The organism is Mycobacterium sp. 1081908.1 (assembly GCF_001673535.1).
In the GTDB taxonomy this organism is placed as follows: domain Bacteria; phylum Actinomycetota; class Actinomycetes; order Mycobacteriales; family Mycobacteriaceae; genus Mycobacterium.
Map to the genome: position 1 here is coordinate 26,136 of NZ_LZLY01000119.1, position 25,985 is coordinate 52,120.

The 25,985-nt window shown below is 70.6% G+C and carries 25 protein-coding genes; 6 read left to right on the plus strand and 19 right to left on the minus strand.

Annotation, left to right across the window (positions count from 1 at the left end):
* Positions 1-17 precede the first annotated feature (17 nt).
* On the plus strand, positions 18-692 hold the full coding sequence (locus A5655_RS18650) for an isoprenylcysteine carboxylmethyltransferase family protein (protein WP_067012468.1): 675 nt from the start codon (positions 18-20) through the stop codon (positions 690-692).
* A 105-nt stretch (positions 693-797) separates the two neighbouring features.
* Here the strand turns inward: A5655_RS18650 and glgC are convergent, their stop codons facing one another.
* Positions 798-2,012 carry a glucose-1-phosphate adenylyltransferase gene (gene glgC / locus A5655_RS18655; protein ID WP_067012470.1) on the minus strand — a complete coding sequence of 405 codons (1,215 nt, stop codon included), beginning with the start codon at positions 2,010-2,012 and terminating at the stop codon, positions 798-800.
* Between the two features lie 155 nt (positions 2,013-2,167).
* On the opposite strand from glgC, the gene glgA reads away from it, so the two are divergent.
* Positions 2,168-3,331: a glycogen synthase gene (glgA, locus tag A5655_RS18660; protein WP_067012669.1), complete on the plus strand. Its 1,164-nt coding sequence runs from the start codon at positions 2,168-2,170 to the stop codon at positions 3,329-3,331.
* Between the two features lie 7 nt (positions 3,332-3,338).
* Here glgA and A5655_RS18665 read toward each other — a convergent pair whose 3' ends face one another.
* From A5655_RS18665 to A5655_RS18695, 7 genes are all read right to left on the minus strand, one after another.
* Positions 3,339-3,506, minus strand: a complete 168-nt coding sequence (locus A5655_RS18665) for a DUF3117 domain-containing protein (protein ID WP_003406247.1) — start codon at positions 3,504-3,506, stop codon at positions 3,339-3,341.
* A gap of 177 nt (positions 3,507-3,683) precedes the next feature.
* The gene (locus A5655_RS18670) at positions 3,684-4,265 is read right to left on the minus strand and encodes a DNA-3-methyladenine glycosylase I (RefSeq protein WP_067012472.1); all 582 of its coding nucleotides are present in this window, start codon (positions 4,263-4,265) and stop codon (positions 3,684-3,686) included.
* A 2-nt stretch (positions 4,266-4,267) separates the two neighbouring features.
* Positions 4,268-4,612 carry a DivIVA domain-containing protein gene (locus tag A5655_RS18675; protein WP_067012474.1) on the minus strand — a complete coding sequence of 115 codons (345 nt, stop codon included), beginning with the start codon at positions 4,610-4,612 and terminating at the stop codon, positions 4,268-4,270.
* A 32-nt stretch (positions 4,613-4,644) separates the two neighbouring features.
* Entirely contained in the window at positions 4,645-5,586 is a 942-nt protein-coding gene (locus A5655_RS18680; protein WP_369807235.1) for a glucosyl-3-phosphoglycerate synthase, read from the minus strand.
* A 29-nt stretch (positions 5,587-5,615) separates the two neighbouring features.
* Complete coding sequence (gene folP, locus A5655_RS18685) at positions 5,616-6,440, minus strand: dihydropteroate synthase (protein ID WP_067012478.1); 825 nt, start codon at positions 6,438-6,440, stop codon at positions 5,616-5,618.
* 142 nt (positions 6,441-6,582) lie between these two features.
* Positions 6,583-8,367 carry a long-chain-acyl-CoA synthetase FadD6 gene (fadD6, locus tag A5655_RS18690; protein WP_067012480.1) on the minus strand — a complete coding sequence of 595 codons (1,785 nt, stop codon included), beginning with the start codon at positions 8,365-8,367 and terminating at the stop codon, positions 6,583-6,585.
* A gap of 46 nt (positions 8,368-8,413) precedes the next feature.
* Positions 8,414-8,959, minus strand: a complete 546-nt coding sequence (locus tag A5655_RS18695) for a TIGR00730 family Rossman fold protein (protein WP_067012482.1) — start codon at positions 8,957-8,959, stop codon at positions 8,414-8,416.
* A gap of 61 nt (positions 8,960-9,020) precedes the next feature.
* Between A5655_RS18695 and A5655_RS18700 the strand changes: the two genes are divergently transcribed.
* A complete protein-coding gene (locus A5655_RS18700) occupies positions 9,021-11,138 on the plus strand; it encodes an AAA family ATPase (RefSeq protein ID WP_067012484.1) in 2,118 nt (705 codons plus the stop codon).
* A 74-nt stretch (positions 11,139-11,212) separates the two neighbouring features.
* The gene (locus A5655_RS18705) at positions 11,213-12,712 is read left to right on the plus strand and encodes a cellulase family glycosylhydrolase (protein ID WP_082978738.1); all 1,500 of its coding nucleotides are present in this window, start codon (positions 11,213-11,215) and stop codon (positions 12,710-12,712) included.
* A gap of 111 nt (positions 12,713-12,823) precedes the next feature.
* On the opposite strand, the gene A5655_RS18710 is transcribed toward A5655_RS18705, so the two are convergent.
* The 3 genes from A5655_RS18710 to dapE are packed head-to-tail and all read right to left on the minus strand — an operon-like array spanning position 12,824 to position 14,565.
* Positions 12,824-13,219, minus strand: coding sequence for a type II toxin-antitoxin system VapC family toxin (locus A5655_RS18710; protein WP_067012486.1), 396 nt, complete (start codon positions 13,217-13,219; stop codon positions 12,824-12,826).
* The gene (locus tag A5655_RS18715) at positions 13,220-13,468 is read right to left on the minus strand and encodes a type II toxin-antitoxin system Phd/YefM family antitoxin (protein WP_067012488.1); all 249 of its coding nucleotides are present in this window, start codon (positions 13,466-13,468) and stop codon (positions 13,220-13,222) included.
* 32 nt (positions 13,469-13,500) lie between these two features.
* Positions 13,501-14,565, minus strand: coding sequence for a succinyl-diaminopimelate desuccinylase (gene dapE, locus A5655_RS18720; protein WP_067012490.1), 1,065 nt, complete (start codon positions 14,563-14,565; stop codon positions 13,501-13,503).
* Between the two features lie 44 nt (positions 14,566-14,609).
* Here dapE and dapD point away from each other — a divergent pair, with 44 nt between their 5' ends.
* A complete protein-coding gene (gene dapD, locus A5655_RS18725; protein WP_156764937.1) occupies positions 14,610-15,563 on the plus strand; it encodes a 2,3,4,5-tetrahydropyridine-2,6-dicarboxylate N-succinyltransferase in 954 nt (317 codons plus the stop codon).
* Between the two features lies 1 nt (position 15,564).
* On the opposite strand, the gene A5655_RS18730 is transcribed toward dapD, so the two are convergent.
* From A5655_RS18730 to sigI, 6 genes are all read right to left on the minus strand, one after another.
* Positions 15,565-16,842 (minus strand): MFS transporter, encoded by a 1,278-nt coding sequence (locus tag A5655_RS18730; RefSeq protein ID WP_067012675.1) that lies wholly within the window; start codon positions 16,840-16,842, stop codon positions 15,565-15,567.
* Positions 16,843-17,049: 207 nt separating this feature from the next.
* A complete protein-coding gene (locus A5655_RS18735; protein ID WP_067012494.1) occupies positions 17,050-18,471 on the minus strand; it encodes an acyl-CoA synthetase in 1,422 nt (473 codons plus the stop codon).
* A gap of 9 nt (positions 18,472-18,480) precedes the next feature.
* Positions 18,481-19,392 (minus strand): alpha/beta fold hydrolase, encoded by a 912-nt coding sequence (locus A5655_RS18740; protein ID WP_067012496.1) that lies wholly within the window; start codon positions 19,390-19,392, stop codon positions 18,481-18,483.
* A 40-nt stretch (positions 19,393-19,432) separates the two neighbouring features.
* The gene (locus A5655_RS18745) at positions 19,433-20,299 is read right to left on the minus strand and encodes an alpha/beta fold hydrolase (protein ID WP_067012498.1); all 867 of its coding nucleotides are present in this window, start codon (positions 20,297-20,299) and stop codon (positions 19,433-19,435) included.
* Complete coding sequence (locus tag A5655_RS18750) at positions 20,296-20,748, minus strand: nitroreductase family deazaflavin-dependent oxidoreductase (RefSeq protein ID WP_082978739.1); 453 nt, start codon at positions 20,746-20,748, stop codon at positions 20,296-20,298. The genes A5655_RS18745 and A5655_RS18750 overlap by 4 nt, the downstream gene beginning before the upstream one ends.
* 38 nt (positions 20,749-20,786) lie before the next feature.
* A complete protein-coding gene (sigI, locus tag A5655_RS18755) occupies positions 20,787-21,668 on the minus strand; it encodes an RNA polymerase sigma factor SigI (RefSeq protein ID WP_067012502.1) in 882 nt (293 codons plus the stop codon).
* A gap of 76 nt (positions 21,669-21,744) precedes the next feature.
* Here sigI and A5655_RS18760 point away from each other — a divergent pair, with 76 nt between their 5' ends.
* On the plus strand, positions 21,745-22,290 hold the full coding sequence (locus A5655_RS18760; protein WP_067012504.1) for a carboxymuconolactone decarboxylase family protein: 546 nt from the start codon (positions 21,745-21,747) through the stop codon (positions 22,288-22,290).
* Here the strand turns inward: A5655_RS18760 and A5655_RS18765 are convergent.
* Positions 22,285-24,441, minus strand: a complete 2,157-nt coding sequence (locus tag A5655_RS18765) for a CaiB/BaiF CoA-transferase family protein (protein WP_067012506.1) — start codon at positions 24,439-24,441, stop codon at positions 22,285-22,287. The genes A5655_RS18760 and A5655_RS18765 overlap by 6 nt on opposite strands.
* Positions 24,438-25,907 (minus strand): aldehyde dehydrogenase family protein, encoded by a 1,470-nt coding sequence (locus A5655_RS18770; RefSeq protein ID WP_067012677.1) that lies wholly within the window; start codon positions 25,905-25,907, stop codon positions 24,438-24,440. The genes A5655_RS18765 and A5655_RS18770 overlap by 4 nt, the downstream gene beginning before the upstream one ends.
* Between the last annotated feature and the right edge of the window lie 78 nt (positions 25,908-25,985).

A 25,985-nucleotide genomic window follows, 5' to 3' on the forward strand; every position in this document is an offset into this window, starting at 1 on the left:
GACCCCGGGGACGCGCCATGAAGACCGGGGCGAGGTTTGCGTTGTCGGGCCTTGTCGGGCTGGCCGTGCTCGGGTTCCTGTTGTTCTTCCCGGCGGGAACGTTCGGGTATTGGCAGGCATGGGTTTTCATCGCGGTGTTCACCGCGGGCTCGACACTGCCGAGCGCCTGTCTGGCCCGGACAGACCCGGCGGCCCTGCGGCGGAGGATGCACGGCGGCCCGCTCGTGGAAACGAGAAGGGTGCAGAAGTTCGTCATCATCGGCGCCTTCGGCACGATCTTCGGGATGATCGCGTTCAGCGCGTACGACCATCGGATGGGCTGGTCTGCGGCGCCGACATGGGTGTGCGTGGCCGGCGACGCCCTGATCGCGGTGGGACTCGTCGCCGGCGTGCTGGTGGTCGTCCAGAACCGGTACGCGGCCGCCACTGTGCGCGTCGAGGCGGGTCAGACGGTGGCCAGCCGCGGGCTCTACGGGATCGTGCGGCACCCGATGTACGCCGCGAACCTGGTGTTGATGGTGGGGATCCCCCTGGCGCTGGGGTCGTACTGGGGGGTGTTGTTCCTCATCCCCAACGTGCTGGTGCTCAGCCTGCGCATCCTCGACGAGGAGAAGCTGCTCACCCAGGAATTGACGGGCTACCCCGAGTACACCCGGCTGGTGCGCTATCGGTTGATCCCGCACGTGTGGTAGCCAGCACGGCCCCCCATCATCGCCGAGCGTGAAGCCACGGCGAAAATTTCGACTTTTTTGCGCCGTAGCTTCGCTCGGCGTTGCCACCTCGCGGGCAAGGGCGCGCTAGATCCAGACGCCCTTGCCGACCGCGACCACGCCGCCGGCGCTGATCGCGAAGCGCTCGCGGTCCTTCTCCAAATCCACCCCGACCATCTCGCCGGGGCCGACGACGACGTTCTTGTCCAGGATCGCGTGCCGCACCACCGCGCCGCGGCCGACGCGGGCGCCCGGCATGATCACGCTGCCCTCCACGATGGCGCCGTCGTCGACTACGACGTTCGACGACAGCACCGAATTGCGCACGGACGCCGCCGAGATGATGCTGCCGGCGCCCACCACCGACTCCTGGGCCGAGCCGCCATTGACGAACTTGGCCGGCGCTAGGTTCTCCGACTCGCCACGAATCGGCCAGCGCTTGTTGTACAGGTTGAACACCGGGTGCACCGAGACCAGGTCCATGTGCGCGTCGTAGAACGCGTCCAGCGTCCCGACGTCGCGCCAGTAACCGCGGTCGCGGTCGGTGGCACCGGGCACCTCGTTGTCGGAGAAGTCGTAGACCGCGGCGATCCCGTCGTCCACCAACCGCGGGATGATGTCGCCGCCCATGTCGTGATCGGAGTGGTCGTCGTCGGCGTCGGCACGGATCGCGTCAATGAGGACCTTGGTGGTGAAGATGTAATTGCCCATGGAGGCGAACGTCGACTCCGGGTCGTTCGGGGTGCCCGGCGGCTCCAGCGGCTTCTCCACGAAATTGCGGATGCGACCGGACTCGTCGGCGTCGATGCAGCCGAACGCGCTGGCGTCGCCGCGCGGCACCCGGATGCCGGCCACCGTCGCGCCCGCCCCGCTGTCGATGTGGAACTGGACCATCTGCTCGGGATCCATCCGATACACGTGGTCGGCGCCGAAAACGACTATGTAGTCGGGGTCTTCGTCGTAGATCAGGTTGAGGGACTGATAGATCGCGTCGGCGGAGCCGGTGTACCAGCGCGGGCCGAGGCGCTGCTGCGCGGGCACCGGGGTGATGTACTCGCCGGCCAGGCCGGACAGCCGCCAGTTCTGCGAAATGTGACGGTCGAGTGAATGCGACTTGTATTGCGTGAGAACACAAATTCTCAAGTAGCGGGCGTTGACCAGGTTGGAGAGCACGAAATCGATCAGCCGGTAGGCGCCGCCGAAGGGAACGGCGGGTTTGGCCCGGTCGGCGGTCAGAGGGTACAGCCGCTTGCCCTCCCCGCCGGCCAGGACAATCCCCAGCACGTGTGGCGCTTCCCTCATGGCTACAAACTATCGGCCCCCGCGAACCGCTGCCAGGGGGAGCGGGCTATTCGCCGCACGCTGACGGGCTGTCCGTCAATGGTTTTGGCTCCGGACCGCCGCTCGATCCCCGGCCCGAGATGCGGGCGGCCCCGCCGCCGAACTACGGTGCGGGTATGCGGGTGGCGATGATGACTCGGGAGTACCCACCGGACGTCTACGGCGGAGCCGGGGTACATGTCACCGAACTCGTCGCCCAGCTGCGCCGGCTGTGCCCGGTGGACGTGCACTGCATCGGCGCGCCCCGTCCGGATGCCTTCGCGCAGCAGCCCGACCCGCGCATTCACGGCGCCAACCCGGCGCTGGCCACGCTGTCCGCCGACCTGATGATGGCCAACGCCGCGTCGGCGGCAACAGTCGTGCACTCGCACACCTGGTACACCGGACTGGCCGGGCACCTGACCGCGTTGCTCTACGACATTCCCCACGTTCTGACCGCGCATTCGCTCGAGCCGCTGCGGCCGTGGAAGGCCGAACAGCTCGGCGGCGGCTACCGGGTGTCGACGTGGGTGGAGCGGACCGCGGTGCTGGGCGCCGACGCCGTCATCGCTGTCAGCTCGGCGATGCGCGAAGACATTCTGCGTGTGTACTCCACGCTGGATCCGAACCTGGTGCACGTCGTCCGCAACGGGGTCGACACCAGCGTCTGGTATCCGGCCGGCCCGGCGGAGAGCGGGTCCGTGCTGGCCGAACTCGGGGTCGACCCGGCCAGGCCCATAGTGGCGTTCGTGGGGCGGATCACCCGGCAGAAAGGCGTCGCGCACCTGGTCGCGGCCGCGCACCGGTTCAGCCCGGAGGTGCAGCTGGTGCTGTGCGCCGGCGCTCCCGATACGCCCGAGCTGGCCGAGGAGGTCCGGGCCGCCGTCGCCGAGCTGGCCGCCGTGCGCGACGGGGTGTTCTGGATCCGCGAAATGCTACCCATCGGGGAGCTGCGCGAAATACTTTCGGCGGCAATGGTTTTCGTGTGCCCGTCGGTGTACGAGCCGTTGGGCATCGTGAACCTCGAGGCGATGGCCTGCGCGACGGCGGTGGTGGCCTCCAAAGTGGGCGGGATACCCGAGGTGGTCTCGGACCGCGTCACGGGGTCGCTGGTGCCCTTTGACGCCGACGACCCGGCAGCTTTCCGGGCTGGCCTGGCCGAAGCGGTCAATGAGCTCGTCGCCGACCCCGACAAGGCCAAGCGCTATGGCGAGGCGGGACGACAGCGGTGCGTCGAGGACTTCTCGTGGGCGCACGTCGCCGAGCAGACGCTGGAGATCTACCGGAAGGTGTGCGCGTAAAACTGCCTTAGCTGGTTACGCCCTTGAGTTCGTCACCCAGGGCGGCGGCTTCGTCGGGCGTCAACTCCACGACCAGCCGGCCGCCGCCCTCGAGCGGTACCCGCATAACGATGCCGCGCCCCTCCTTGGTTGCTTCCAAAGGACCGTCTCCGGTACGGGGCTTCATCGCCGCCATCGAGTGCTCCCTCCAGATTCGAGCTGGCCCGGCTTCGCGGACCTGGTCGGCGCCGAGCATGCCCCGCCAGTGGATTTCCAGCCATACCCGACATTGAACTGCCAAATCACCCCTCCATTGTTCCCTATTCGGGTCGGCAGTTACACAAAGACCCGCTTCTGATGCGGCATCGAGCCCTCAAACGGGCGTGGTGGGCACCCAGCAACCGCGGATATGGTCATCGACCATGCCGGTCGCCTGCATCAGCGCATAGGCGGTGGTCGGCCCCACGAAGCGGAATCCGCGCCGTTTCAGCTCCTTGGCCATCGCCTTCGATTCGTCGGTGGCCGAGGGGATTTCGGAGCCGTCGGCCGGACGGGGGCGCGGGGACGGCGCGAACGACCACAGCAGCTTGGACAGGTCCTCGGCGGAACCCAGCTCGGCGGCCGCGCGCGCGTTGGCGATGGTCGCGTCGATTTTGGCCCGATTGCGCACGATGCCCGTGTCGCCCATCAGCCGCTGTACGTCGGCGTCGGTATAGCCGGCGACCGTCTCGATGTCGAACCCGTCGAAGGCGCGCCGGAAATTCTCCCGTTTACGCAGGATGATCAGCCAGGACAGGCCGCTCTGGAAGGCCTCGAGGCTCATCCGCTCGAACAGCGCCACCCCGTCGTGCAGGGCGCGGCCCCACTCCCGGTCGTGGTAGTCGCGGTACATCTCGAAGTCCGGTCCGGGCCGGATGGCCGCCCAACCGCACCGAACCAGGCCGTCGTCGCTCACATCTAGTCCTGACGCTGTTCGCCGTCTTCAGGTTCCGCCGCGCCGGGTGGGTCCTCGTCCGGCGGGGCGTGCACCGCCGCCAGCTGGCCGCGCAGCGCCTCGAGCTCGCGGGCGAGCCGGTCCAGCACCCAGTCCACCTCGCTGGTCTTGTATCCCCGCAACACCTGGGTGAACTTGACCGCGTCGACGTCGGCGCCGGTCACGCCGTAGGCGGGCAGCACCGTCGCCGTCGTGCCGCGCGGCAGGGGCGGCAACTGTTCGCCGCGACCGAACAGCAGGCTGGCCGCGCCGAACAACACGATCGCCACCAGCACCAACACCACCAGGTACAGCAACACCAACGCCACGTCGTCGATATTGCCCTATGCGGCCGACAAGGCTAGCGCGGCCTGAGCCCGTTCATCGGCGGCCGGTCCTCCAGCGACACCGGCGAGGTGTGCGCGGTGTAGCCGTAGCCGTCGGGGCCGTCGGCGAAGAACTGGGTCAGCCCGGCCCCGGAGTCGGGGATCCCGCAGCGCGACAGCAGGGTCGCGATCACCTGTCGGCTCATCGCGCCGAGCTCGGCGAGCGGCCGGTTGCGGTGTTCCCGCACGCCGAGGTTGACCTGGGCGATCGCGTCCAGGCCCAGCCGGTCGAAGGTGTCCACCAGCAGCCCGATCTCCACGCCGTAGCCCGGCGCGAACGGCAGCGAGGTCAGCAGTTCCCGGCTGGCCGCGTACTCGCCGCCCAGCGGCTGCAGGATGCAGCTCAGCTCCGGGCGCAGCGCCGCCAGCAGCGGCCGCGCCACCAGCTCGGTCACCCGTCCGCCGCCGGTGGCCGCCGCGGCACCCGTCTCGCCCACCTTGAGCGGGCGCCGATAGAAGCTCTTGACCAGGTGAATCCCGTCGCCGGTGAGCAGCGGAGCCACCAGCCACGGCACGAACATCGGGTGCGGGTTGATCAGGTCGGAGTCGACGAAAACCACGATGTCGCCACTGGTTGCCGCGAGCGACCGCCACAGCGCCTCGCCCTTGCCGGGCCGCACGGGCACCTCGGGCAGCGCCTGTTCGCGGCTGACGACGCGGGCACCGGCGGCGATAGCGCGGATCTCGGTGTCGTCCGTCGAGCCGGAATCCAGCACGATCAGCTCGTCGACCAGGCCGTCCACCAGCGGCGAGATGCTGTCGATCACCGACTCGACGGTGGCTTCCTCGTTGAGGGCGGGCAGCACCACCGAGATGGTCCGGCCGGCCTTCGCCTCTTCCAGCTCGCCGACCGTCCGGCCGCGACGGCTCCAGCGGCGGTCGGCCAGCCAGACGTCCCCGGGCCGGGCGGCGAGCATGCCCTCGCTGGCGAGGTCCACGAGCTCCGTCATGCCAGGCCCCTTACCGTGCGCGCCGGTGGGCGTATCCCCTGAATCGAGGACACCATGTCCAGCACCCGCCGGGTGGCCTCGACCTGATGCACCCGGAACATCCGGACGCCGGCCGCCGCCGCCAGCGCGGTGGCCGCCAGCGTGCCCTCGAGCCGTTCGGTCAGTTCCACACCCAAAGTCTCCCCGACGAAGTCCTTGTTACTCAAAGCCATCAGGACGGGCCATCCGGTGTTAACAAGCTCGCCTGCGTGTCGCAACAAAAGCAGCCCGTGAAAGGTGTTCTTGCCGAAATCGTGGGCCGGGTCGATCAGCACCCGGTCGCGGGCCACCCCGGCCGCGACCGCCCGCTCGGCGGCGCCGGTCACCTGGCGAATCACGTCGTCCACGACCCCGCGCGTGGCCGATCCGTAGCTCACCCGGAACGGGCGGGTGCGCGGCAGCGCGCCGCCGGTGTGCGAGCAGACCAGGCCCGCCCCGAACTCGGCGGCCACCTCGGGCAGCGCCGGGTCGATGCCGCCCCAGGTGTCGTTGATCAGGTCCGCCCCGGCCGCGCAGGCCACCCTGGCCACGGCGGAGCGCCAGGTGTCGGCGCTGATCAGCTGGTCCGGGTAGGCGCCCCGCAGCCACTCGATGAAGGGCACCAGCCGGGCGATCTCGGTGTCCTCGTCGACGCTCTCACCCGGGCCCGCCTTGACCCCGCCGACGTCGATGACGTCGGCGCCCTCGGCGACGGCCCGGTGGGCGGCGTCCCGGGCCGCCTCGTCGCTGAAGGTCGCACCCCGGTCGTAGAACGAGTCCGGGGTTCGGTTGACGATCGCCATGATCAGCGGGCGATCGCCCGCGACCGGCCGGCCGCAGAGAGTCGACTGCACCCGTCCATGGTGCCTGGCCCGGTCCCCGAGCGTGCGGCCAGCCGCACATTGGGCGCCGAACGTGCGGCTGGCCGCACGCTCGGCCCAGACGTCAGCCCTTCGGCCGCTTACCCGCCGCGACCTCTTCGGGGTATTCGTCGTAGAACGGCACGTAGCCCTCGTCGCGGCCGGCCAGCACGTACAGCGGATCCTCGACGTCGGACCCGTAGGCCTGCTCGCGCAGCTCCACCTTGCGGCTCTTGAACGTCGAGGTGTGCTCCAGCGTCTTGACCACCCGCACGAACAATGGCAGCGCGTACGCCGGCAGCTCGTCGTACACCGCGCGGGCCAACGACTGGCCGTCGAACTCCGCACCCTCGCGCAGCTGGACCGCGGCCATCCCGGCGCGCCCGCCGGTCCGCGGAATCTCCACGCCGAACACCGTGCACTCCTCGACGGACGCGTCGGAGGCCAGCGCCGCCTCGACCTGGGTGGTGGCGACGTTCTCGCCCTTCCACCGGAACGTGTCGCCGAGCCGGTCGACGAACGCGGCGTGCCCCATGCCCTGCGGGCTCATCACGTCGCCCGAGTTGAACCAGCAGTCGCCCTCACGAAAAGCGTTGCGCACCAACTTCTTTTCGGTCGACTCCTTGTCTGTGTAGCCGTCGAACGGCTGCAGCCGGTTGACCGGGCTGAGCAGCAGGCCGGGCTGGCCGGCGGGCACCCGGCGCACCCGCCCGTTCTCGTCGCGCAGCGGCGCGCCGGTGTCGGGGTCGTATTCCACGTAGGCCAGCGGCATCGGGAACACGCCGGTGGACCGCGGGACGTTGAACACGTTGATGAACGCGGTGTTGCCCTCGCTGGAGGCGTAAAACTCGCAGACGCGCGCGATCCCGAACCGCCGGGTGAACTCATCCCAGATCTCCGGGCGCAGCCCGTTGCCGGCGATCACCCGCACCTTGTGCGCGCGGTCGGTCGGCTTGGCCGGCTGGTTGAGCAGGTAGCGACAGATCTCGCCGATGTAGATGAACGCGGTGGCCTCGGTGGCGATCACCTCGTCCCAGAACTTCGACGCCGAAAACGACTTGCCCAGCGCCAGCGTCGCCCCCGAGTTGATCACCGACGACAGCGCCACCGTCAGCGCGTTGTTGTGGTACAGCGGCAGGCAGCTGTACAGCGTGTCGGTGCTCTTCAGCCGCAACCCGATGCCGCCGAACGCGGCCAGCGCCTTGAGCCAGCGCAGGTGCGTCATCACGCTGGCCTTCGGGAAACCCGTTGTGCCCGAGGTGAAGATGTAGAACGCGGTGTCGCGGGCCTGCACGGCCGCCGCCGACGCCGGGTTGGTGGCCGGCGCGCTGACGGCGAAGCGGTCCAGATCCTCGACCGTCAGCGTCTCGGTGGCGCCCGTGCCGCCGCACTCGGCCACCGCGCTGACCAGGTCGGTCTCCGCGATCAGGACCTTGGCGTCCAGCAGGCCCAGGCTGTGCGCCAGCACCTCGCCGCGCTGGTGGTAGTTGATCATCCCGGCGACCGCGCCGCATTTGACCGCGGCCAGCATGGCCAGCACCGCGTGGGGCGAGTTGCGCAGCATGATCGCGACGACGTCGCCGCTGCCGACACCGTGCGCCGCCAGCACCGCGGCGTACCGGTTGGCGGTCGCGTTGGCGTCGCGGTAGGTCACCTGCTGATCTTCGAACCGCAGGAAGACCCGGTCGCCGTGGCGGGCGGCCCGGTCGGCGAACACCGTGCCGATCGATTTCTTGGAGCCCGGCTGGGCCAGCAGGCCGGTCAGCGCCCCGCGCATGATCGTCGGCATGTCGGCCAGCACCCCCGGCACCCGCGATGCGATGTCGGTCAGCCGGACGGCCGTGCGCGCTCCCCCGTCGTGGTCGGACACGTTTCCCTCTATTCCTGTCAGTCCCCTCGGCGCCCGTCGCTGGCCCTCAGGCGGGTGCGCACGCCTCCACTGCGGCCCCCACCTTATCGACCAGGACCAACCGGTCCATCGCCGCTTGCGTGATGTAGCCGCTGTCGGCCAGTCCGCACAGCCACAGCCACAGGCCCTCGTAATGCCCGAAGGGGTCCAGCATCACGACGGGTTTGTCGTGCACGCCGAGAAAACCGGTGGTCCACGCGTCGAACAACTCGTCCAGGGTGCCCACACCGCCGGGCAGCACGATGAACGCGTCGGCGCGGCTCTCCATGATCTGCTTGCGCTCGTGCATGGTCTCGCTGACGATCAGCTCGTCGGCCTGGGTGTCGGCGACCTCGAGGCGCATCAGGTGCTGCGGGATGACCCCGACGGTCCGCCCGCCGCGGGCGCGGGCCGCGCTCGCCACCGCGCCCATCGCCGAAACCCGGCCCCCGCCCCACACCAGGGTCCAGCCGCGTTCGGCGATCGCCTCGCCGAGTTCCGAAGCGAGCGCGAGCAATTCGGGGTGCTCGGGGCCGGACGCGCAGTACACGCACACCGCCCATTCGGAGCTCATACAACGAAAGGTAGACCACGCCCGGTGCGGCGCGCACACCGCGCGCAATAAACTCCGGCGGGTGCCGATTCGTTGGAACGTCCCCCAACACGAGGCGGTGTCGGAGCGGCTGAACGACGCGCTCAGGGCCGGGCGCGGGGCGGTCGTGCTCGGGCCCGACGGCTGCGGCAAATCCACCCTGGCCCGGCTGGCCGCCGAGGGCCACGCCCGCTCGCACCCGGCCACCCGCACCCGCTGGGTCACCGGCACCCCCACCGAGCGCGCCGTTCCCTTCGGGGCGTTCAGCCACCTGGTCGCCATCTCCGACCTCGGCAAGCCGGCCGCGCTCTTGCGGGCGGCCCGGGCCTCGTTGGGCGACGACGACCTGCTGCTCGTCGTCGACGACGCCCACCAGCTCGACGTCCTGTCGGCGACGCTGGTCTACCAGTTGGCGCTGGCCGGTTCGGCCCGGATGGTGGTCACCGCCCGCGCCGAGGCGGCGCCCGAGGCCATCGCGGCGCTGTGGACCGACGGCCTGTTGGAGCGCATCGACGTCGAGGCGCCCGGCGGCGCCACCACGCCCGCACAGGTGGACGCGTTCATCGCCGAGTTGCCCGCCGCGGCCCGGGCGGTGCTGGACTATCTCGCCGTCGCGGAGCCGCTGTCGGTCGCCGACCTGACCGCCCTCGCCGGCGCGGGCGCGGTCGGCGAGGCGGAGGACGTGGGCGCGGTGGAAACCCGGGTGCGTGGCGACGGCGACGAGCCGGTGGTCTACACCGCGCACCCGCGGTTCGCCGAGCGGGCGCTCGCCGCGCTCGGTCCCGACGACGCGCGGCGACGGCGCACCAAGGTCGTCGAGCGGCTGTCCCCGCGCGCGTCGGACCACCTGAGCGATCGGCTGCGGCTGGCGTCGCTGGCGCTGGACAGCGACGCCCCCCAGCGGGTCGCCGACGTCGCCGCCGCCGCGCAGCAGGCGCTGCGCCTGGGCGACCTCGCGCTGGGCGAGCGGCTGGCCCGCTCGGCACTGGAACGGTCCGGGGGCCTGGCGGCGCGGCTGTCGCTGGCGAACGCCCTGGCGTGGCAGGGCCGCGGGCGCGAGGCCGACGCGCTGCTCGCCGCGGTCGACTCCGCCGCGCTGGCCGAGCCGGCGCTCATGGACTGGGCGCTGCTGCGGGCCGCCAACCAGTTCTGGATGCTCAGTGAGCCCGAGCGGGCCACCGCGTTCCTGCGCACCGTCCGCAACCGGATTGCGGATCCGGCCCCGCGCACGACGCTCGACGCGCTCAGCGCCACCTTCGCGATGAACGCCGGCAACGTCGGATACGCCGTCAAGGTCGCCGGCGAGGTGCTGGACTCGCCGTCGGCCGACGACCAGGCCGTGGCCTGGGCCGCCAGCGCCGCCGCGCTGTGCGCGGCGCGGCAGGGCCGATTCGGCGACGTCGAACCGCTGGCGCGGCGCGCCCTATCCGCCGAACATCCCGGGCTGCTGCGGTTCACGATCGGGCTGGGCCAGACCACCGCTTTGTTGATGGCCGGCGAGCACGCCCGGGCGCGCGAATTGGCCCAGCAGTTCACGGATTTCGCCGAACTGCAACAGCCCGGCCGCGCGATCGGCGAGGTGCTGCTGGCGCACGTGCTGATCGCAGAGGGCGAGTTCGCCCGGGCCACGGCGCTGCTCGGCCCGGCCGCGGCCACGCTGGAACGCACCGGCTACTCGTGGGGGCCGCTGTCGCTGACGCTGCTGGCCACCGCGCTGGCCCAGCAGGGCGACATCGCCGCCACCGCGAAGGCCTTGAGCCGGGCCGAGTCCCGGCACGGAACGAAGTCGGCGTTGTTCGGCCCGGAGCTCGGCGTCGCGCGGGCGTGGCGGCTGGCGGCGACGCGCGACTCGCCCGGCGCCGTCGCGGCCGCCCTCGGCGCCGCCCGGATGGCCGAACGCGGCGGCCAGTCGGCGGTGGCGCTGCGCGCCTGGCACGAGGCCGTCCGCCTCGGCGACACGCGCGCGGCGGACCCGCTGACCCGGCTCTGCGCCGAGGTCGACTGCGCGGTGGGCGGCCTGGCGCTCGCGCACGCGCGCGCCCTGGCGGCCGGCGACGAGGCGGCGCTGCGGGCCGTGTCGGACGAGCTGGCGGCGGCCGGGATGGGCGCCGCGGCCGCCGATGCCGCCGCGCAGGCGCGCCGCATTGTGCGCCAACCGTGACTCGCCCGTGTTAACAGAGTGACTATTGCGCCTCACTGTTTCCAGAGTGACTTCGCTCGGGGCTTGGAGGCTGCATGCGTATCCGCCCGTCGCGCGCGGCCCGGCTGCTCGCGGCCGGTTTGCTGATCGCCGCGCTGACCACTGACGCGTCGTCGGTCGTCGCCCCGCCGCGCGCGCTGGCGGCGCCCACCGGACCGACGCTGCCGCTCGGCCACGCCGGCCGGTGGATGACCGACGCCGACGGCCGCGTCGTCATCCTGCACGGGCTCAACCAGGTGTACAAGATTCCGCCGTATACGCCGTCGGCCGACGGGTTCGGCGACGACGACGCGGCCTTCCTACAGGCCAACGGCTTCAACGCGATGCGGGTCGGGGTGATCTGGGCCGCCGTGGAGCCACAACCGCTCGCCTACGACGACAACTACCTCACCTCGATCGCGCAGACCGTGGCGACCCTGGCGGCGCACGGCATCGTCAGCCTGCTCGACTTCCACCAGGACCTCTACAACGAGGCGTTCCAGGGCGAGGGCGCCCCGGCGTGGGCGGTGCAAACGGCCGGCCTGCCCAACCCGCAGCTGGGCTTCCCCGGCAACTACTTCCTCAACCCCGCCGAGGAGAACGCGTGGAGCGCCTTCTGGCGCGACGCCCCCGCGCCGGACGGGATCGGGCTGCAAGACCACTACGCGCGCGCGTGGGCGCACGTCGCGGGCTTCTTCCACGGCAACCCGGGCGTGTTCGGCTACGAAATCTTGAACGAGCCGTGGCCCGGCTTCATCTGGGAGGGCTGCTTCAACTTCGTGCTGGGCTGCCCGGTGCAGGACCACAAGCTGACCGTGTTCTATCGGAAGGTCGTGCCGGTGATTCGCACGGCCGACCCCACGACGCTGGTGTTCTACGAGCCGAACACGTTGTCCGACGAGGGCGTCCACACCGACGTCGGCGGCGTGACCGACCCCAGCACCGGCTTCTCGTTCCACGACTACTGCGCCATTGAGTCGGTGCTGCACAAGAACATCACCTGCCGCTTCGAGGACGGCCTGACGATCACGAACGCGAACCTGTATTCGTACTTCCACCACATCCCGGCGCTGCTGACCGAGTTCGGCGCCACCAACGACCTGAAGAACATCGCCGAGGTGATGCGCCACACCGACCGGCAGCGGATGGGCTGGCTGGAGTGGGCGTACACCGGCAACGACAAGACCAGCTCGTCGCCGACGGACCAGGCGCTGGTTTTCGACCCGAGCCAGCCGCCGACCGGCGCCAACGTGAACGCGGCCAAGCTGGCGGTGCTCGCCGCGCCGTACCCGCAGGTGGTGGCCGGCACCCCGCGGGAGTGGTCGTTCCGAGCGGGCGTCTTCCGGCTCTGCTACACGATCGAGCGGGCCGACCACGCGGGCAACTTCGCCCCCGGCGCCCAGACCTTCATCTCGGTGCCACCCGTCGAGTACCCCGGCGGCTATCAGGTGAGTGTGACTGGCGGACAGGTGGTTTCGGCGCCCAACGCGCCGGTGCTGGCCGTCGTGGCCAACCCGGGGGCCGCCAGGGTCGACGTGGCCGTGGCGCCGGCATGACGGCCCGATCAGCCTGACCCGCGCCGAGCGTTGCGCTAGCGCACCCGTCGGCGCCGAGCGCCACGCTGGCGCGCGGCTCGAGCCAGGCAGGGTAACCCCGCGACCGTCTCCTCAGATCGCCACGACGCGAACAAGCCCATCCAGTCCCGCGAAGTCATCACCGTTTCGCGTGTAAAGGTCCAACCGACTGGCATGCGCAGTGGCCGCGATGAGCAGATCGGCGAATCGGCTCCTGGGCTTCCTTCCCTCGCGGACCACCGCCGCAACGACGAGCCCGTAGCTGCGTGCCGCGGCCGCGTCGAACGGGATTGGTTCGAGAACCGATTCGACTTCCTGCAACCGAGCTTGACGTTTTGCCGCCTCCACTGCGTTCGGGGCCAGCTGTGGACCGGACGCCAATTCCGCCAGGGTGATTGCAGATATCGCGATCTCGTCGGGCAGCGCGGCCACTACCGCCGGGTCATGCCAGTCGACGACAACGGAGGTGTCGAGGAGGCCGGATGACACTCAGAGACCCTGGTCGATCAACCGGTCGAGGTCGGCGCGGAATTGACGATGGTCAATGCGCACGGCGGCCTCGGCCAGCGCCGCGACTTCATCACGCGAGATGAAAGAGCGACGACCGGCTTTGATCGGGCGCAACTCGGCCACCGGCTCACCGTTTCGGGTAACAACGAACGTCTCGCCGGCCGTGACCGCCTCGATCACCTTGGCGTTCTCATTTCGCAGTTCGCGCTGGGCGATGGTCCGAACCATTTCCCAAGTGTAGCAGGATGTGCTACAACGCGCTACGCAGCCAGATACCGCCGCAGCATCTCCACCGCGGCGGTGATGTTGGCGACCGGCACCCGTTCGTCGCGGGTGTGCGCCAGGTTGGGATCGCCCGGCCCGAAGTTGACGGCCGGGATGCCCAGCGCGGCGAACCGCGCCACGTCGGTCCAGCCGTACTTCGCGCGCACGCGCCCGCCCGCGGCCTCGACCAGGGCCTTGGCCGCGGGCTGGGACAGGCCGGGCAGCGCGCCCGCCGCGGAGTCGGTCATCTCGATCGCAACGTCCAGCCCGTCGAACACCTCGTGCACGTGCCGCAGCGCCGCCTGCACCGACCGGTCCGGGGCGAACCGGAAGTTGACCGTCACCGCGGCCGCGTCGGGGATCACGTTGCCGGCCACGCCGCCGTCGATGCGCACCGCCGACAGGCCCTCACGGTATTCGCAGCCGTCGATGTCGACGCTGCGCGCGCGGTAGGAGGCCAGCCGGTCCAGGACCGCGCCGAGCTTGTGAATTGCGTTGTCGCCCAACCAGGCTCGCGCCGAATGCGCGCGCGTTCCGGTAGCGCTGATCACCACGCGCAGCGTGCCCTGACAGCCGGCCTCGATGTAGCCGCCGGTTGGCTCGCCCAGGATCGCGACGTCGGCGGACAACCAGTCCGGCAGCTCGCGCTCGATGCGCCCCAAACCGTTTGCCGCCGCGTCGATTTCCTCGCAGTCGTAGAAGACCAGCGTCAGGTCGTGCACCGGCTCGGCGACGGTCGCGGCCAGGTGCAGGAAGACGGCGTCACCGGATTTCATGTCCGCGGTGCCGCAACCCCACAGGTCGCCGCCCTCCAAGCGACTCGGCAGGTTGTCCGCCACCGGCACGGTGTCGAGGTGCCCGGCGAGCAACACCCGCGACGGCCGGCCCCGCGAGGTGCGCGCCAGCACGGCGTCGCCGTTGCGGATGATCTCGAAGCCCGAGGTCTGGGCGCGCAGCGCGGCCTCCACCTCGTCGGCCAGGCGCGCCTCGTCCCGCGACTCGCTGGGGATGTCGACCAGCGCCGCGGTCAGTTCGACGGGGTCCCCGCGTAGGTCCAGCACGCCCCCAAGGGTAGTGGTTGGGCGCCGCACACCGGCAAAGTAACCTGGCCGCCGTGACTGGAGCTGCAGGCATTGGGTTGGCGACGCTGGCCTCCGACGGGTCGGTGCTCGACACGTGGTTTCCCGCACCGGAACTGACCGAATCGGGCACCGGCGCCACCTCGCGGCTCGCGTTGTCCGACGTCCCGCCGGAACTGGTCGGTCTGGTCGGCCGCGACGACGAGCGCGCCACCGAGACCATCGCCGTGCGCACGGTCATCGGTTCGCTGGACGACGTGGCCGCCGACGCCTACGACGCCTACCTGCGGCTGCATCTGCTGTCGCACCGGTTGGTGGCGCCGCACGGGCTGAACGCCGGCGGCTTGTTCGGGGTATTGACCAACGTCGTGTGGACTAATCGCGGTCCGTGCGCGATCGAGGGTTTCGAGGCCGTGCGCGCCCGGCTGCGCCGCCACGGGCCGGTGACGGTCTACGGCGTCGACAAGTTCCCGCGGATGGTCGACTACGTGCTGCCCACCGGCGTGCGCATCGCCGACGCCGACCGGGTGCGCCTGGGCGCACACCTGGCGCCCGGCACGACGGTGATGCACGAGGGCTTCGTCAACTACAACGCCGGCACCCTGGGCGCGTCCATGGTCGAGGGCCGCATCTCGGCCGGGGTCGTGGTGGGCGACGGGTCCGACGTCGGCGGCGGGGCGTCGATCATGGGCACGCTGTCCGGCGGTGGCACGCAAGTCATTTCGATCGGCAAGCGGTGCCTGCTCGGCGCCAACGCGGGCCTGGGCATCTCGCTGGGCGACGACTGCGTCGTCGAGGCCGGCCTGTACGTCACCGCCGGCACCAAGGTCACCACGCCCGACGGCAAGGCGGTCAAGGCCCGCGAGCTCTCCGGCGCCAACAACCTGTTGTTCCGGCGCAATTCGGTCACCGGGGCGGTCGAGGTGGTGGCCCGCGACGGTCAAGGCATCGCGCTCAACGAGGACCTGCACGCCAACTGAGTCAGCGGGGCAGGTCCTCCAGGCCCAGCGGCGTGCCGTTGGTTTCCGGCAGCAGGTAGGTGCAGACCAGGCCCACCGATGTCAGCGCGGCCAGCATGGCGCCGATCGCCCAGGCGCCGTACGTGGCGAGGAGCGTGCCGGCGAGCAGCGGCGGCAGGGCCCCGCCGATGACCCCGGCGAGGTTGAGGGCCAGCGCCGATCCGCTGTAGCGGTACCGCGTGGCGAACAGCTCCGGAATGAAGGCCGCGGTGGGTCCGGAGCCGATCGCCCCGCCGACGGCCATGCCGACGACCGCGACCACGTACATAGCCGGGTTGCGGGTGTTCAGCAGCGGCATCACCACGAACGCCCACGGCAACAGGAGGGACCAGCCCAGCAACATCAAGCGCCGGCGCCCGACCAGGTCGGACAGGGTGGCCGACGCCGCGACCGTCGCGATGCTGACGAGCCCGGTCAGCGCGCCCACCGACCAGATGAAGCCGCGGGTGTACCCGAGGTGCGAATTGGCGTAGATGAGCAGATAGGTGTGACCCAGGTAGCCGAAACCGAATCCACCCAGCAGGCTGCCGCCGGCCAGCAGGATCTCGCGGCGCTGCAGGCGCCAGAGTTCCCCGAGCGGCGCCTTGGGCACCAGGTCGCGGGCCTTCTCCTCGGCGAACACCGGGGTCTCGTCGATGTTGAGCCGCACATAGAGCGCGATCCCGATCAGCCCCGCGCTGAACAGGAACGGCAGCCGCCACCCCCACTGCATGAACGCGGCACTGTTTTCCCCGATGCTGAAGTTGACGCCCAAGAAGGTCAGGCTGGCCAGCACGGATGCGGTGCCGGCGCCGAGCAGGGTGAACATGCCGTAGCGGCCCCGCTTGCCGGCGGGCGCGTACTCGGCGCTCAGCAGCGCCGACCCCGCCCATTCGCCGCCGACGGCGAATCCCTGCAAGATCCGCAAGACGATCAGGATCAAGGGGGCGGCCGCACCGATGGCGGCCGTGCTGGGCACCAGCCCGACGCTGACGGTCGAGACGGCCATGATCAGCAGCGTGGCGATCAGCGTCTTCTTGCGGCCCAGCCGGTCGCCGAAGTAGCCGAACACGGCGGCGCCCAGCGGCCGGGACAGGAACGCCGTCGCGAACGTCGCCATCGAGGCGATGACGCCCAGCGTCGAACCGAGTCGCGGGAAGAACACCGTCGGGAACACCAGCGCCGCCGCGGTGCCGTAGATGAGGAAGTCGTAGTACTCGATCGCCGAGCCGACGAGGCAGGCCGCCGCCACCCGCCGCATGGGGGTGCGGGCGGGTGCGGCCGCAACCGTCGGCAGTTCCGTCACGACTACGACGGTAGGTGAAGGTTCGCCGTCTCGCTCGATGGAAAAGCTGGCAAAACGCTGCGTGTCGCCTAAGCGCGCCTGACCGCGACCGTGCGTGTTTGTACGGCGACACGCCGCAAAACGTGTACATCTACGCACGCTCGCGACCGGGGCCGGCGGCGGTCAGCCCTCGGCGAGCAACTGCTTCTTGAGCACCTTGCCCATGGCGTTGCGCGGCAGCGCCGCCACCAGGCGGACCTCCCGCGGCCGCTTGTGTATCGACAACTCCCGGGCGACGTGCTCGATCAGTTCGTCGGCCCGCAGCTCGGACGAGCCGACGACGTAGGCGACGATGCGCTGGCCCAGGTCCTCGTCGGGCAGCCCGACGACGGCGGCCTCCTGCACGCCGGGATGCCCCAGCAGCGAGGTCTCGATTTCACCCGCGCCGACGCGGTAACCGCCCGACTTGATCAGGTCGACCGACTCGCGCCCGACGATGCGGTGCATGCCGCCGCCGTCGACCACCGCGACGTCGCCGGTGCGGTAAAAGCCGTCCGGGGCGAACGCCTCGGCGGTGGCCTCGGGCCGATTCAGGTAGCCGTCGAACATCATCGGACCGCGAACCTGAAGGCGCCCAACGGTTTCCCCGTCCTGCGGCACCGGGTTGTCGTCGTCGTCGAGCAGCCGGGTTTCCACGCCGGCGACGGGCAGACCCACCCAGCCCGCGCGGCGCTCGCCGTCGGCCCGCGTCGATATGGTGATCAGCGACTCCGAGGCGCCGTAGCGTTCGATGGGCTGATGCCCGGTCAGCTCGGAGAGCCGGTCGAACACCGGCACCGGCAGCGGCGCGCTGCCGGACACCAGCAGCCGCGCCGGGCGCAGCGCCTCGGCCGCCGAGCCGTCGCCCACCACCCGCGACCACACGGTGGGGACCGCGAAAAACAGCGATCCGCCCCATTCCGAGCACGCCTGCGCGTAGCCGGCCGGTGTCGGTCTTCCGGTGTGCACGAAGCGATTTCCGATCCGGAGCGACCCGAGCAGTCCGAGCACCAGCCCGTGCACGTGGAACAGCGGCAGGCCGTGCACCAGGACGTCGTCGGCGGTCCACTGCCAGGCCTCCGCCAGCGCGTCGAGGTCGGCGGCGACCGCGCGCCGGCTCAGCTGCACGCCCTTGGGCAGCCCCGTGGTGCCCGACGTGTAGATGATCATCGCGGTCGCGTCCGGCGAGGGCTCGGGGTAGCGGTGCCAGGAGCGGGCGTGCAGGCGAACCGGGATGTGCGGCAACCCGTCGCGGTCTTCCGGCTCGGGGCCCAGCCAGGCTTCCGCGCCGGAGTCGGTGAGCATGTGCCGGCGCTCGGCCACGCCCACATCGGACGGCACGGGCACGAAGGGCACGCCGGCGATCAGGCAGCCGGTGACCGCCAGGACGGTGGCCGCGCTCGGCGTGGCCAGGACCGCGACCCGGTTCGCGCCGGCGACCCGCTCAGCGACCGACGTTGCGGCACCGACCAAGTCGCTGCGGCTGAGCGTGGCGCCGTCGATCCGCACCGCGTCGGCGATGTCGGTGGTGGTAACGGCCGAGGGGTTGAGCGACGCGAGCAGCACGCCTGCAGGCTACCCGGCCTGCTCGTCCCAGATCTTGATCAGGGTGGACAGGATCTCCTCGCCGCGGCCCAGCCCGGCGAGATGACTTTCGCCGGGCAGCACGAAGAGTTCGGCGTCGGGCAGCAGGGACACCACGTGCTCGCCGTGGGCGAACGGAACGATGTGGTCGCTGTCGCCGTGCCACCAGCGGACCGGGACTTTGACCTCGTCGAGCCGGAAACCCCAGTCCCGGGTGAACAGGATGACGTCGTTGAAGGGGGCCGCCAGCTGCTTGCGGCTGCCGTTGAGCAGGTCGTCGAGGAACATGGCCCCGAACTCGGGGCGAGTGAGCAGGCGCCGGTCGCCCTCGGGCGATATCGCGGCGTACAGGTACAGCGCCGGGTTGGCGACCGGACGGATCATCCGGACCACCAGGCTCGCGCCGATCCGCAGCGGGTCGCCCCCGAGCCGCAGCAGCGGCGCCATCCGCTTGCCCAGGTTCATCAGGCCGCTGGTGATCCCCTCGTCGCCGAGGAATGGCGCGACGCCGCCGAGCACGCCGGCCGCCACCACGCGGTCGGACAGCACCGCGGCCGACGCGAGGGCGTACGGGCCGCCGCCGGACAGGCCGATGACCGCCATCTTGTCGATGCCCAGGGTGTCCGCGATGGTCCGCAGGTCGTCGCCGAACGCCCGGATGTTCTTGTACCGATGGGGTGTCGACGACCCGATGCCCGGCCGGTCGATGCCGATCAGGCGGATGTTGTGCTGTTCGGCGTAGACGCGGGCCTCGATCGGGATCTGCCGGCGGGCGCCGGGAGTTCCGTGGAACCAGAAGAACGCGCGACCCCAGGGGGCGCCGAACTCGGCGAAGCCGATTTGGCGATCCTCGCCGACAGCGATGTTGCCTTCGAGCTTGGGGCGGGCGATCTGGATGACCATGCCCAGCAGCTTCGCATGTGACGAGCCGTTTACCAAAGGCTCACAGGGCGCTCGACAGGGACCGCAGCGCCGAGGCCACGAAGTCCGGGGCGTCGCACATCGGAAAGTGGTTGCCGCGGCGCACCTTCAGTTGGTGCGCGTTGGGGAACAACGCCTTCCACCGCGGCTGAAACCGCAGCGGATCGTTGAATTGGCCGAAGACGGTCAGCAGCGGCCGGTCGGCCAGGCTGCCGCGCAACGCCGCGTCGACCTCGGCGTAGAGGGCCCGCGCGCGGCGGGCGTCGCGGAAGTAGGCGTGCCAGGCCCGGCGCGCGGGGGCGTCGATGCCCGCCCGGAAGACCGCGCGGTCGGCGCGGCCGAAGTGCCGGCCCACGCCGAAGCTCGTCGAGGTGATGCGGGCCAGGATGTTGGTCGCCACATCGATTTCGCGGACCGGGCCGCTGCCCATCAGGGCGAGCATGCCCTTGAACGCCGGGCCCGTCGGCCGCCAGGCGAAGCAGTTGACCGCGGCCAGCGCGGCGATGCGGTCGGGGCGGCGGGCCGCGGCCAGGAATCCGGCCGGACCGCCCAGGTCGTGCGCGACCAGCGTGACGTCGCGCAGCTGCAGCGCGTCGATCACCGCCGTCACCGTGCCGCCGGCCTGGGCGAGCGTCGGGGCCGGCACGCGGTCGCTGAGCCCACTGCCGGGGGCATCGACGGTGACGCAGCGAAAATCGTTTTGCAGCCGCAGCATTACGTCGCGCCAGACGAAGCTCCAGCTGCCGACGTGAACGAACAGCAGCGTCGGGCCCTGGCCCGCGTCGGTGACCGCGACGCGACCCGCCGGCCGATCCAGCGCGTAGCTTTCCCAGGGCCACGCCGAGGACGGCAGCCAGGCCGGACGGTCCAGTGTGGCAAGCGTTTTCATGACGAAATCCCCTCGTTGGTGATGCGCAGGAACAGGTACTGCCGGATGCCGAACAAGGCGAACGCCAACCGGTTGACGGCGCCGAAGGCCTGTTTCACAACGGGTTTCGCGTCCTGGGCGCCGACGAACCGTGGCTGCGCCGCGTGGTAGCTCGCGCCGCCCACCTGCACGACGCAACCGCCGGCGGCCCGGACGTTGCGGGCCCAATCGGAGACGTTGCCGAACGACAGCGGGATCACGATGGTGTCGCCGGAAACGCCGGCCCCCGTTGGGGTCACGTATCGCTTGCCGGATTTGCGGCCGACATGATGGACCCGGGCGATCAGCGGCATGAAACGTCGTCCGGCGAGCAGGCCGACGAGCGGGTTGAGCAGTCTGGACGACGGCCCCAGCAGCAGCCTGACGGTCAGCGACGGGCCCACCGGGACGAACCGCGGTTGTGTAGTCATGGCCCTAAAGGACGACGCGGCGGGCGGAAACGTGACGCCTACCGGTTACCGCCGAGTTCGGCGCGCAGCGGCTCCAGCGTCGAAGGACGCACCAGGACATGGATTTTGGTGATCCGGTCGTCGCGGATCGTCAACGCCAGCAGGCCGGCCAGGCGGCGGTTGACGAACGCCAGCACCGCGGGCTGGCCGCAGACCGGCTGCGCCACCAGCACCGTGCCGGGTCCGCTCCAGTGGCGCAGGATGTTTCGGCCGACCCGGTCGGCGCCGTGCACGACGAGGCCACTGCGGGCGTCGATTTCACCGGACGCATCGCGGTCCAGCACGCCGAGCAGCGCGCCGAGGTCTCCCGTGGAGCACGCCTCGATGAACGCCCGCGTGACCTGCTGGTGCTCGGCCGGTTCCACACCGCCGGAGCCCACCCGGGATTCGCCGATCTTGCGCCGGGCGCGATGCGCCAGCTGCCGGCAGGCGGGCGCGCGGCTGCCGACCGTCGCGGCGATCGAGTCGTAGGGCAGCTGGAAGACGTCGTGCAGCACGAACACCACCCGCTCGGCGGGGGTGAGGCGCTCGAGGACGACCAGCAGCGCCAGCCGGACCTCGTCGTCCAGCGTGACCCGGTCGGCTGGATCCAGCGCCGACGACGGGTGGTCGCGGTAGCCGTTTTCGGCCGTGTCCTGCGGGCGCTCCCGGCGCGACGACGCCGCCTTCATGTGGTCCAGGCACAGCCGGCTGGTCACCACGATCAGCCAGCCGCGCTCGTCGTTGATGGCCCCGAGCGGGGCCTGCAGCAGCCGAAAGAAGGCCTCCTGCACCACGTCTTCGGCCGCGCCGACGTCGCCCAGCATGCGGAACGCGAGGTCGACGAGGTAGGCGCGGTGGGCCCGCCACGCTCCGCTCACCTGGTCGTGCTGGGCATCCATGAAGTTCAGGACGAGACAGCCGGGCCGAATGTGACATCGCGTCACGTTTCCGCCCGCCGCGTCGTCCCTAGAAGTCATGAACCGCATCCCCACCCACACCGTCGACGACGCGCCGCAGGCCAGCCGTCGCCTGCTCGCCAACGTCATCCAGTTCTCCCCGACTGGCCGGCCGCTGAACCTGCACGGGCAGATGGCGCACTCCCCCGCCGTGCTCGTCGCCTACACGTCGCTGCGCGCGGCGACCGCCGAGCACGGCACCGTCGGCCCCCGGATGTCCGCCGCGCTCATGCTCGCGGCGGGCGGCGCCGTCGGCAACGACTACGTCGTCGCCATCACCGGCCGGCTGGCCATGCTCGCCGGGTGGACCGACGAGCAGGTCGCGGCGCTGCGCACCGGGACCCCGACCGGCGACGGCAAGGTCGACGCGATCGCCGGGCTGATCCGGGAGGCGACGGCCGACTCCGGCAAGGCGACCGATGCCGCGTGGCGCCGCGCCCTGGACGCCGGCTGGAACGACGAACAACTGACGGAGGCCTTCGCGTATCTGGGACTCACCGTGTTCACCGCGTACTTCCTCAACTACGCCCAAACCGAGCTCGATGTGCCGCTCGCCGCGCTATGACCCGATCGGGCGCTCCCCGATGACGCGTTCGGCCCGCAGGGCGGCCAGCTCGTCGGCGGAAAGGCCCAGCCCGCGCAGGATCTCGTCGTTGTGCTGGCCCAGCGTCGGCGCGGCGCCGCGGTGGTGGCGCGCCGGCCCGGGGGCGATGCGAAACGGCCAGCCGGGGTAGCGGTGCGATCCCGTGACGGGGTGCACGAATTCCTCGTAGAACCCGCGCGCGTCGAGCACAGGGATGTCGTACATCTTCTCACCGGTGATCACTTGCTCGGCCGGGATTCCCTGCGCCCGAAGGGATTCGACGATCACCTCCGGCGTCTGGGTGCGGGTCCACGCGGCGACCACGTCGTCGAAGGCGTCGTGGTCGACGTCCGGGTCGCCGGGCAGCGACAGCGCCACCCACACGTCGTCGGCCTTCGTCGGGTACACGCCCTGCAGGTAGCCGCGCCGGCGGTTGCCTTCCCGTTGCTGCACGACGCCGTTCATCGAGTACTCGATCACCGGCTCGGCGGTCACGGCGGCGGCGACCTCGATCTGGGCGACCTCGATCAGCTGGCCCTCCCCCGTCCTGCGCCTATGCTCGAGCGCGGCCAGCAGCGCGACCCCGGCGTGCACGCCGACGACGGGATCGGCGGGCCCCTGCGGGTTGCACGGCGGCCCGTCCGGGTACCCGGTGACGGCCGACATCCCCCCGGTCTGCTCGAAGTTCAACGCCCACCCCACGTAATTGCGCCAGGGGCCCTGCAGGCCGAAACCCGGCATCCGGACCATGATCACGTCGGGCTTCAGCGCTACCAGCGACTCGTAGTCCAGGCCGAACTGCTCCACCACTCGCGGTGAAAAGTTCTCCACGACAACGTCGGCCTGCGCGGCCAGCCGCCGGACGATTTCCAGGCCGCGCCGCGAGGTCAGGTCCAGCGTGAGGTCTTTCTTGTTGAGGTTGGTGGCCTGCCACAGGCCGCTCCGCTCGTACCAGTCGTCACCCTCGAAGGGAAACGCGCCGGAGTAGCGAAAGCCGTCGGGCCGCTGGATCGACTCGACCTTGATGATATCGGCGCCGAACGCGCCCAGGTAGCAGGTCAGATACGCGCCCGCCCAGAAGGTGCTCAGGTCGAGGACTTTGAGTCCCGCGAATGGGGGGGCGCCCGACGCCCGAACCGGCGCCGTATCACGCTGTGCTGCACGTCCTTTGGTCATCCGGAACGGCGCGCCGGGGCGTTGAAATCCCCCACCCTCGACGAAGAACTCGCGCTTGGCGTATTGCGGACAGTCCAGCACGGTGGCGCCGTCGTTGACCGGGGTGGCCGGAATGCGCATCGCCTGGGCGAGTTCGACGATTTCGGCGACGGTTTGCTCGGCGAGCAATGGCTCTGCGCGGTCATAGAATTCGGCGCGTTCGGGGCCGCCCAGCATGATCGGGATCTGCTGCTCGCCGAACTCGGGCAGGCCCAGCATCGCGCACACGTCCAGCCAGTGCTGGCCGGTCAGGCAGTTGATTCCCACCCAGCCGTCGGCGGCGCGGACCACGCCCAGCATGGGAGCCCCCCGAGCGTTGGCGGGCAGGCCCAGGCCGAGCATCTTCTGCGCCATCAGCATGGGATACGGCAGCGTCGAGAGCAACGATTCGAATTCCGAAACGTCCACCTGCACAACCTCATCGGATGCGCAACGCAGCGCGGTCAACGCGCCCAACGCGCCGTAGGCACCCGCGACGTATTCGGCGATCCGCGCGCCGACCTGCACCGGCGGGCGGTCGGGATCGCGGGCGCTGACCCAGCCCGAGGCCGCCTGCAGCGTCAGCGACGTGGCCGGCCGGTCCCGCCACGGCCCGGACTGCCCGAAGGCGGATATGCGGAGCAGCACCAGGCCGTCGAGACCGAGGCCCAACGCTTCCAGCTCCCCCGCGCCGAGGTTCTCCAGGAGCAAGTCCGCCTGCGCGATCAGGTCAGTGGCGTCCTCCAGCGCCACAATTCGCTTGCCGGCGTTGAGGTACTCGAACAACCCACCGCCGCCCCAGTGGCGCAGCGGATCTCCGCCCGGCGGCTCGACCTTGGTGACGTCGGCGCCGAGGTCGACGAGGAGCTTTGCCGCGTAAGGCCCGGAGATCTCCCTGGTGATTTCGACGACGGACAGCCCCGCGAGGGGTCCGTTCACGCGGGAACACCGATGGCCATCGCCTCCATGTACTGGTGCAGCCCGCCGATGCCGCCGCCCTCGCGGCCCAGCCCGCTGAGCTTGAACCCGCCGAATGGCGCGCCGCCGGGACCGCACCCGTTGACCGCCACCTGCCCGGTGCGGATGCGCCGCGCGACGCCGACGGCGCGGTCGACGTCGCCGCCCCACACCGCCCCGGAAAGTCCGTACTGAGAGTTGTTCGCGATCGCGACCGCGTCGTCGTCGTCGCGGTAGCGCAGCACCGTCAACACCGGCCCGAACACCTCCTCCTGGGCGATGGTGGAATCCGGGTCGACGCCGGTGAGAATCGTTGGCTCGAAATAGAATCCGACGTCCAGGCCGGCCGGTCGGCCACCGCCGGTCGCCAGCCGGGCCCCGTCGTCGACCGCCCCGTCGACGTGCGCCTGGACCCGGTCCCGCTGCGCCGCGCTGATCAGCGGCCCCATCTGCACGTCGGGGTCGCCGGGATCGCCGACCTTGACCTCGCGGGCCAGCGCCACCAGCCGGTCGACCACGTCGTCGTGCAGCGAATCGGGCAGCAGCATCCGGCTGTGCAGGATGCAGGCCTGCCCGGCGTGCAGCGAGCACGAGTCGAACAGCATCTGCCGCAACATCTCCTCGGTGACCTTGGTGTCGTCCAGCACGATGCTGGCGGACTTGCCGCCCAGTTCCAGCAGGATCCGCTTCATGGTGTCGCCGGCGGCGGACATGACTTGGCGCCCGACCACCGAACTGCCGGTGAAGCTCACCATGTCGACGCGCGGGTCGGTGGTGAGCAGCCGCGCGGCCTCGACGCCCGACGGCGTGACGACGTTGACCACGCCGGGCGGGATGTCGGTCTCCTCGTCGATGATCCGCGCGAGCGCGAGGCCCGCGAGCGGGGTCAGCGGCGAGGGTTTGAGCACGACGGTATTGCCCGCGGCCAGCGCGTGGTTGAGCTTCATGACGTTGAGGCAATGCGGGAAGTTCCACGGCGTCAGGACGGATACGACGCCCAGCGGTTGGTAGCGCAGTAGCGTGGTGCCGGCGCTCATGCCTTTCACCGCTTCCTCGCCCAGCTGCGCGGCGAGCTGGGCCGCGTGCATCGACATGTAGGCGGCGCCGTCGATCTGCATCATGCGTTCGTTGGCGACGCAGCCCCACTCCGCCTGCGACAGCGCGAAGAATTCGTCGGCGTGCTTCAGCAGCGCCGTGCCGAGCTGATTGAGGCAGCCGGCCCGCTCCTCCGGGCCCATGCGGCCCCACGGCCCGCTGTCGAAGGCCCGGCGCGCGGCGTCGATCGCCGCGCCGACCTGGGCGATGCTGGCGTCGGGGGCGGTGCCGATCGATCGTTCGGTGGCCGGATTGATGTCGTCGTAGCGACCGCCCTCCGCATCGACCCAGCCGCCGTCGATGTAGAGCTGGTAGGTGTCGACAAGAGATCCCGGAGTTTGTAGCTCGGTCATGCGCTTCCTCACCCGAACGTCGGTCATCTAGAGAGCCAGTGTTCACCCGCGGCCGCCCGGCGTCAATCACCAATTGAA

Bases quoted from the DNA above. Each gene is read 5' to 3' on its own strand.
- A5655_RS18650 (WP_067012468.1), top strand. From the start codon at position 18: ATGAAGACCGGGGCGAGGTTTGCGTTGTCGGGCCTTGTCGGGCTGGCC.
- glgC (WP_067012470.1), bottom strand. From the start codon at position 2,012: ATGAGGGAAGCGCCACACGTGCTGGGGATTGTCCTGGCCGGCGGGGAG.
- glgA (WP_067012669.1), top strand. From the start codon at position 2,168: ATGCGGGTGGCGATGATGACTCGGGAGTACCCACCGGACGTCTACGGC.
- A5655_RS18665 (WP_003406247.1), bottom strand. From the start codon at position 3,506: ATGGCGGCGATGAAGCCCCGTACCGGAGACGGTCCTTTGGAAGCAACC.
- A5655_RS18680 (WP_369807235.1), bottom strand. From the start codon at position 5,586: ATGCTCGCCGCCCGGCCCGGGGACGTCTGGCTGGCCGACCGCCGCTGG.
- folP (WP_067012478.1), bottom strand. From the start codon at position 6,440: ATGGCGATCGTCAACCGAACCCCGGACTCGTTCTACGACCGGGGTGCG.
- A5655_RS18695 (WP_067012482.1), bottom strand. From the start codon at position 8,959: ATGAGCTCCGAATGGGCGGTGTGCGTGTACTGCGCGTCCGGCCCCGAG.
- A5655_RS18705 (WP_082978738.1), top strand. From the start codon at position 11,213: ATGCGTATCCGCCCGTCGCGCGCGGCCCGGCTGCTCGCGGCCGGTTTG.
- A5655_RS18715 (WP_067012488.1), bottom strand. From the start codon at position 13,468: ATGGTTCGGACCATCGCCCAGCGCGAACTGCGAAATGAGAACGCCAAG.
- A5655_RS18730 (WP_067012675.1), bottom strand. From the start codon at position 16,842: ATGCGGCGGGTGGCGGCGGCCTGCCTCGTCGGCTCGGCGATCGAGTAC.
- A5655_RS18740 (WP_067012496.1), bottom strand. From the start codon at position 19,392: ATGGTCATCCAGATCGCCCGCCCCAAGCTCGAAGGCAACATCGCTGTC.
- A5655_RS18745 (WP_067012498.1), bottom strand. From the start codon at position 20,299: ATGAAAACGCTTGCCACACTGGACCGTCCGGCCTGGCTGCCGTCCTCG.
- A5655_RS18750 (WP_082978739.1), bottom strand. From the start codon at position 20,748: ATGACTACACAACCGCGGTTCGTCCCGGTGGGCCCGTCGCTGACCGTC.
- sigI (WP_067012502.1), bottom strand. From the start codon at position 21,668: ATGGATGCCCAGCACGACCAGGTGAGCGGAGCGTGGCGGGCCCACCGC.
- A5655_RS18760 (WP_067012504.1), top strand. From the start codon at position 21,745: ATGAACCGCATCCCCACCCACACCGTCGACGACGCGCCGCAGGCCAGC.
- A5655_RS18770 (WP_067012677.1), bottom strand. From the start codon at position 25,907: ATGACCGAGCTACAAACTCCGGGATCTCTTGTCGACACCTACCAGCTC.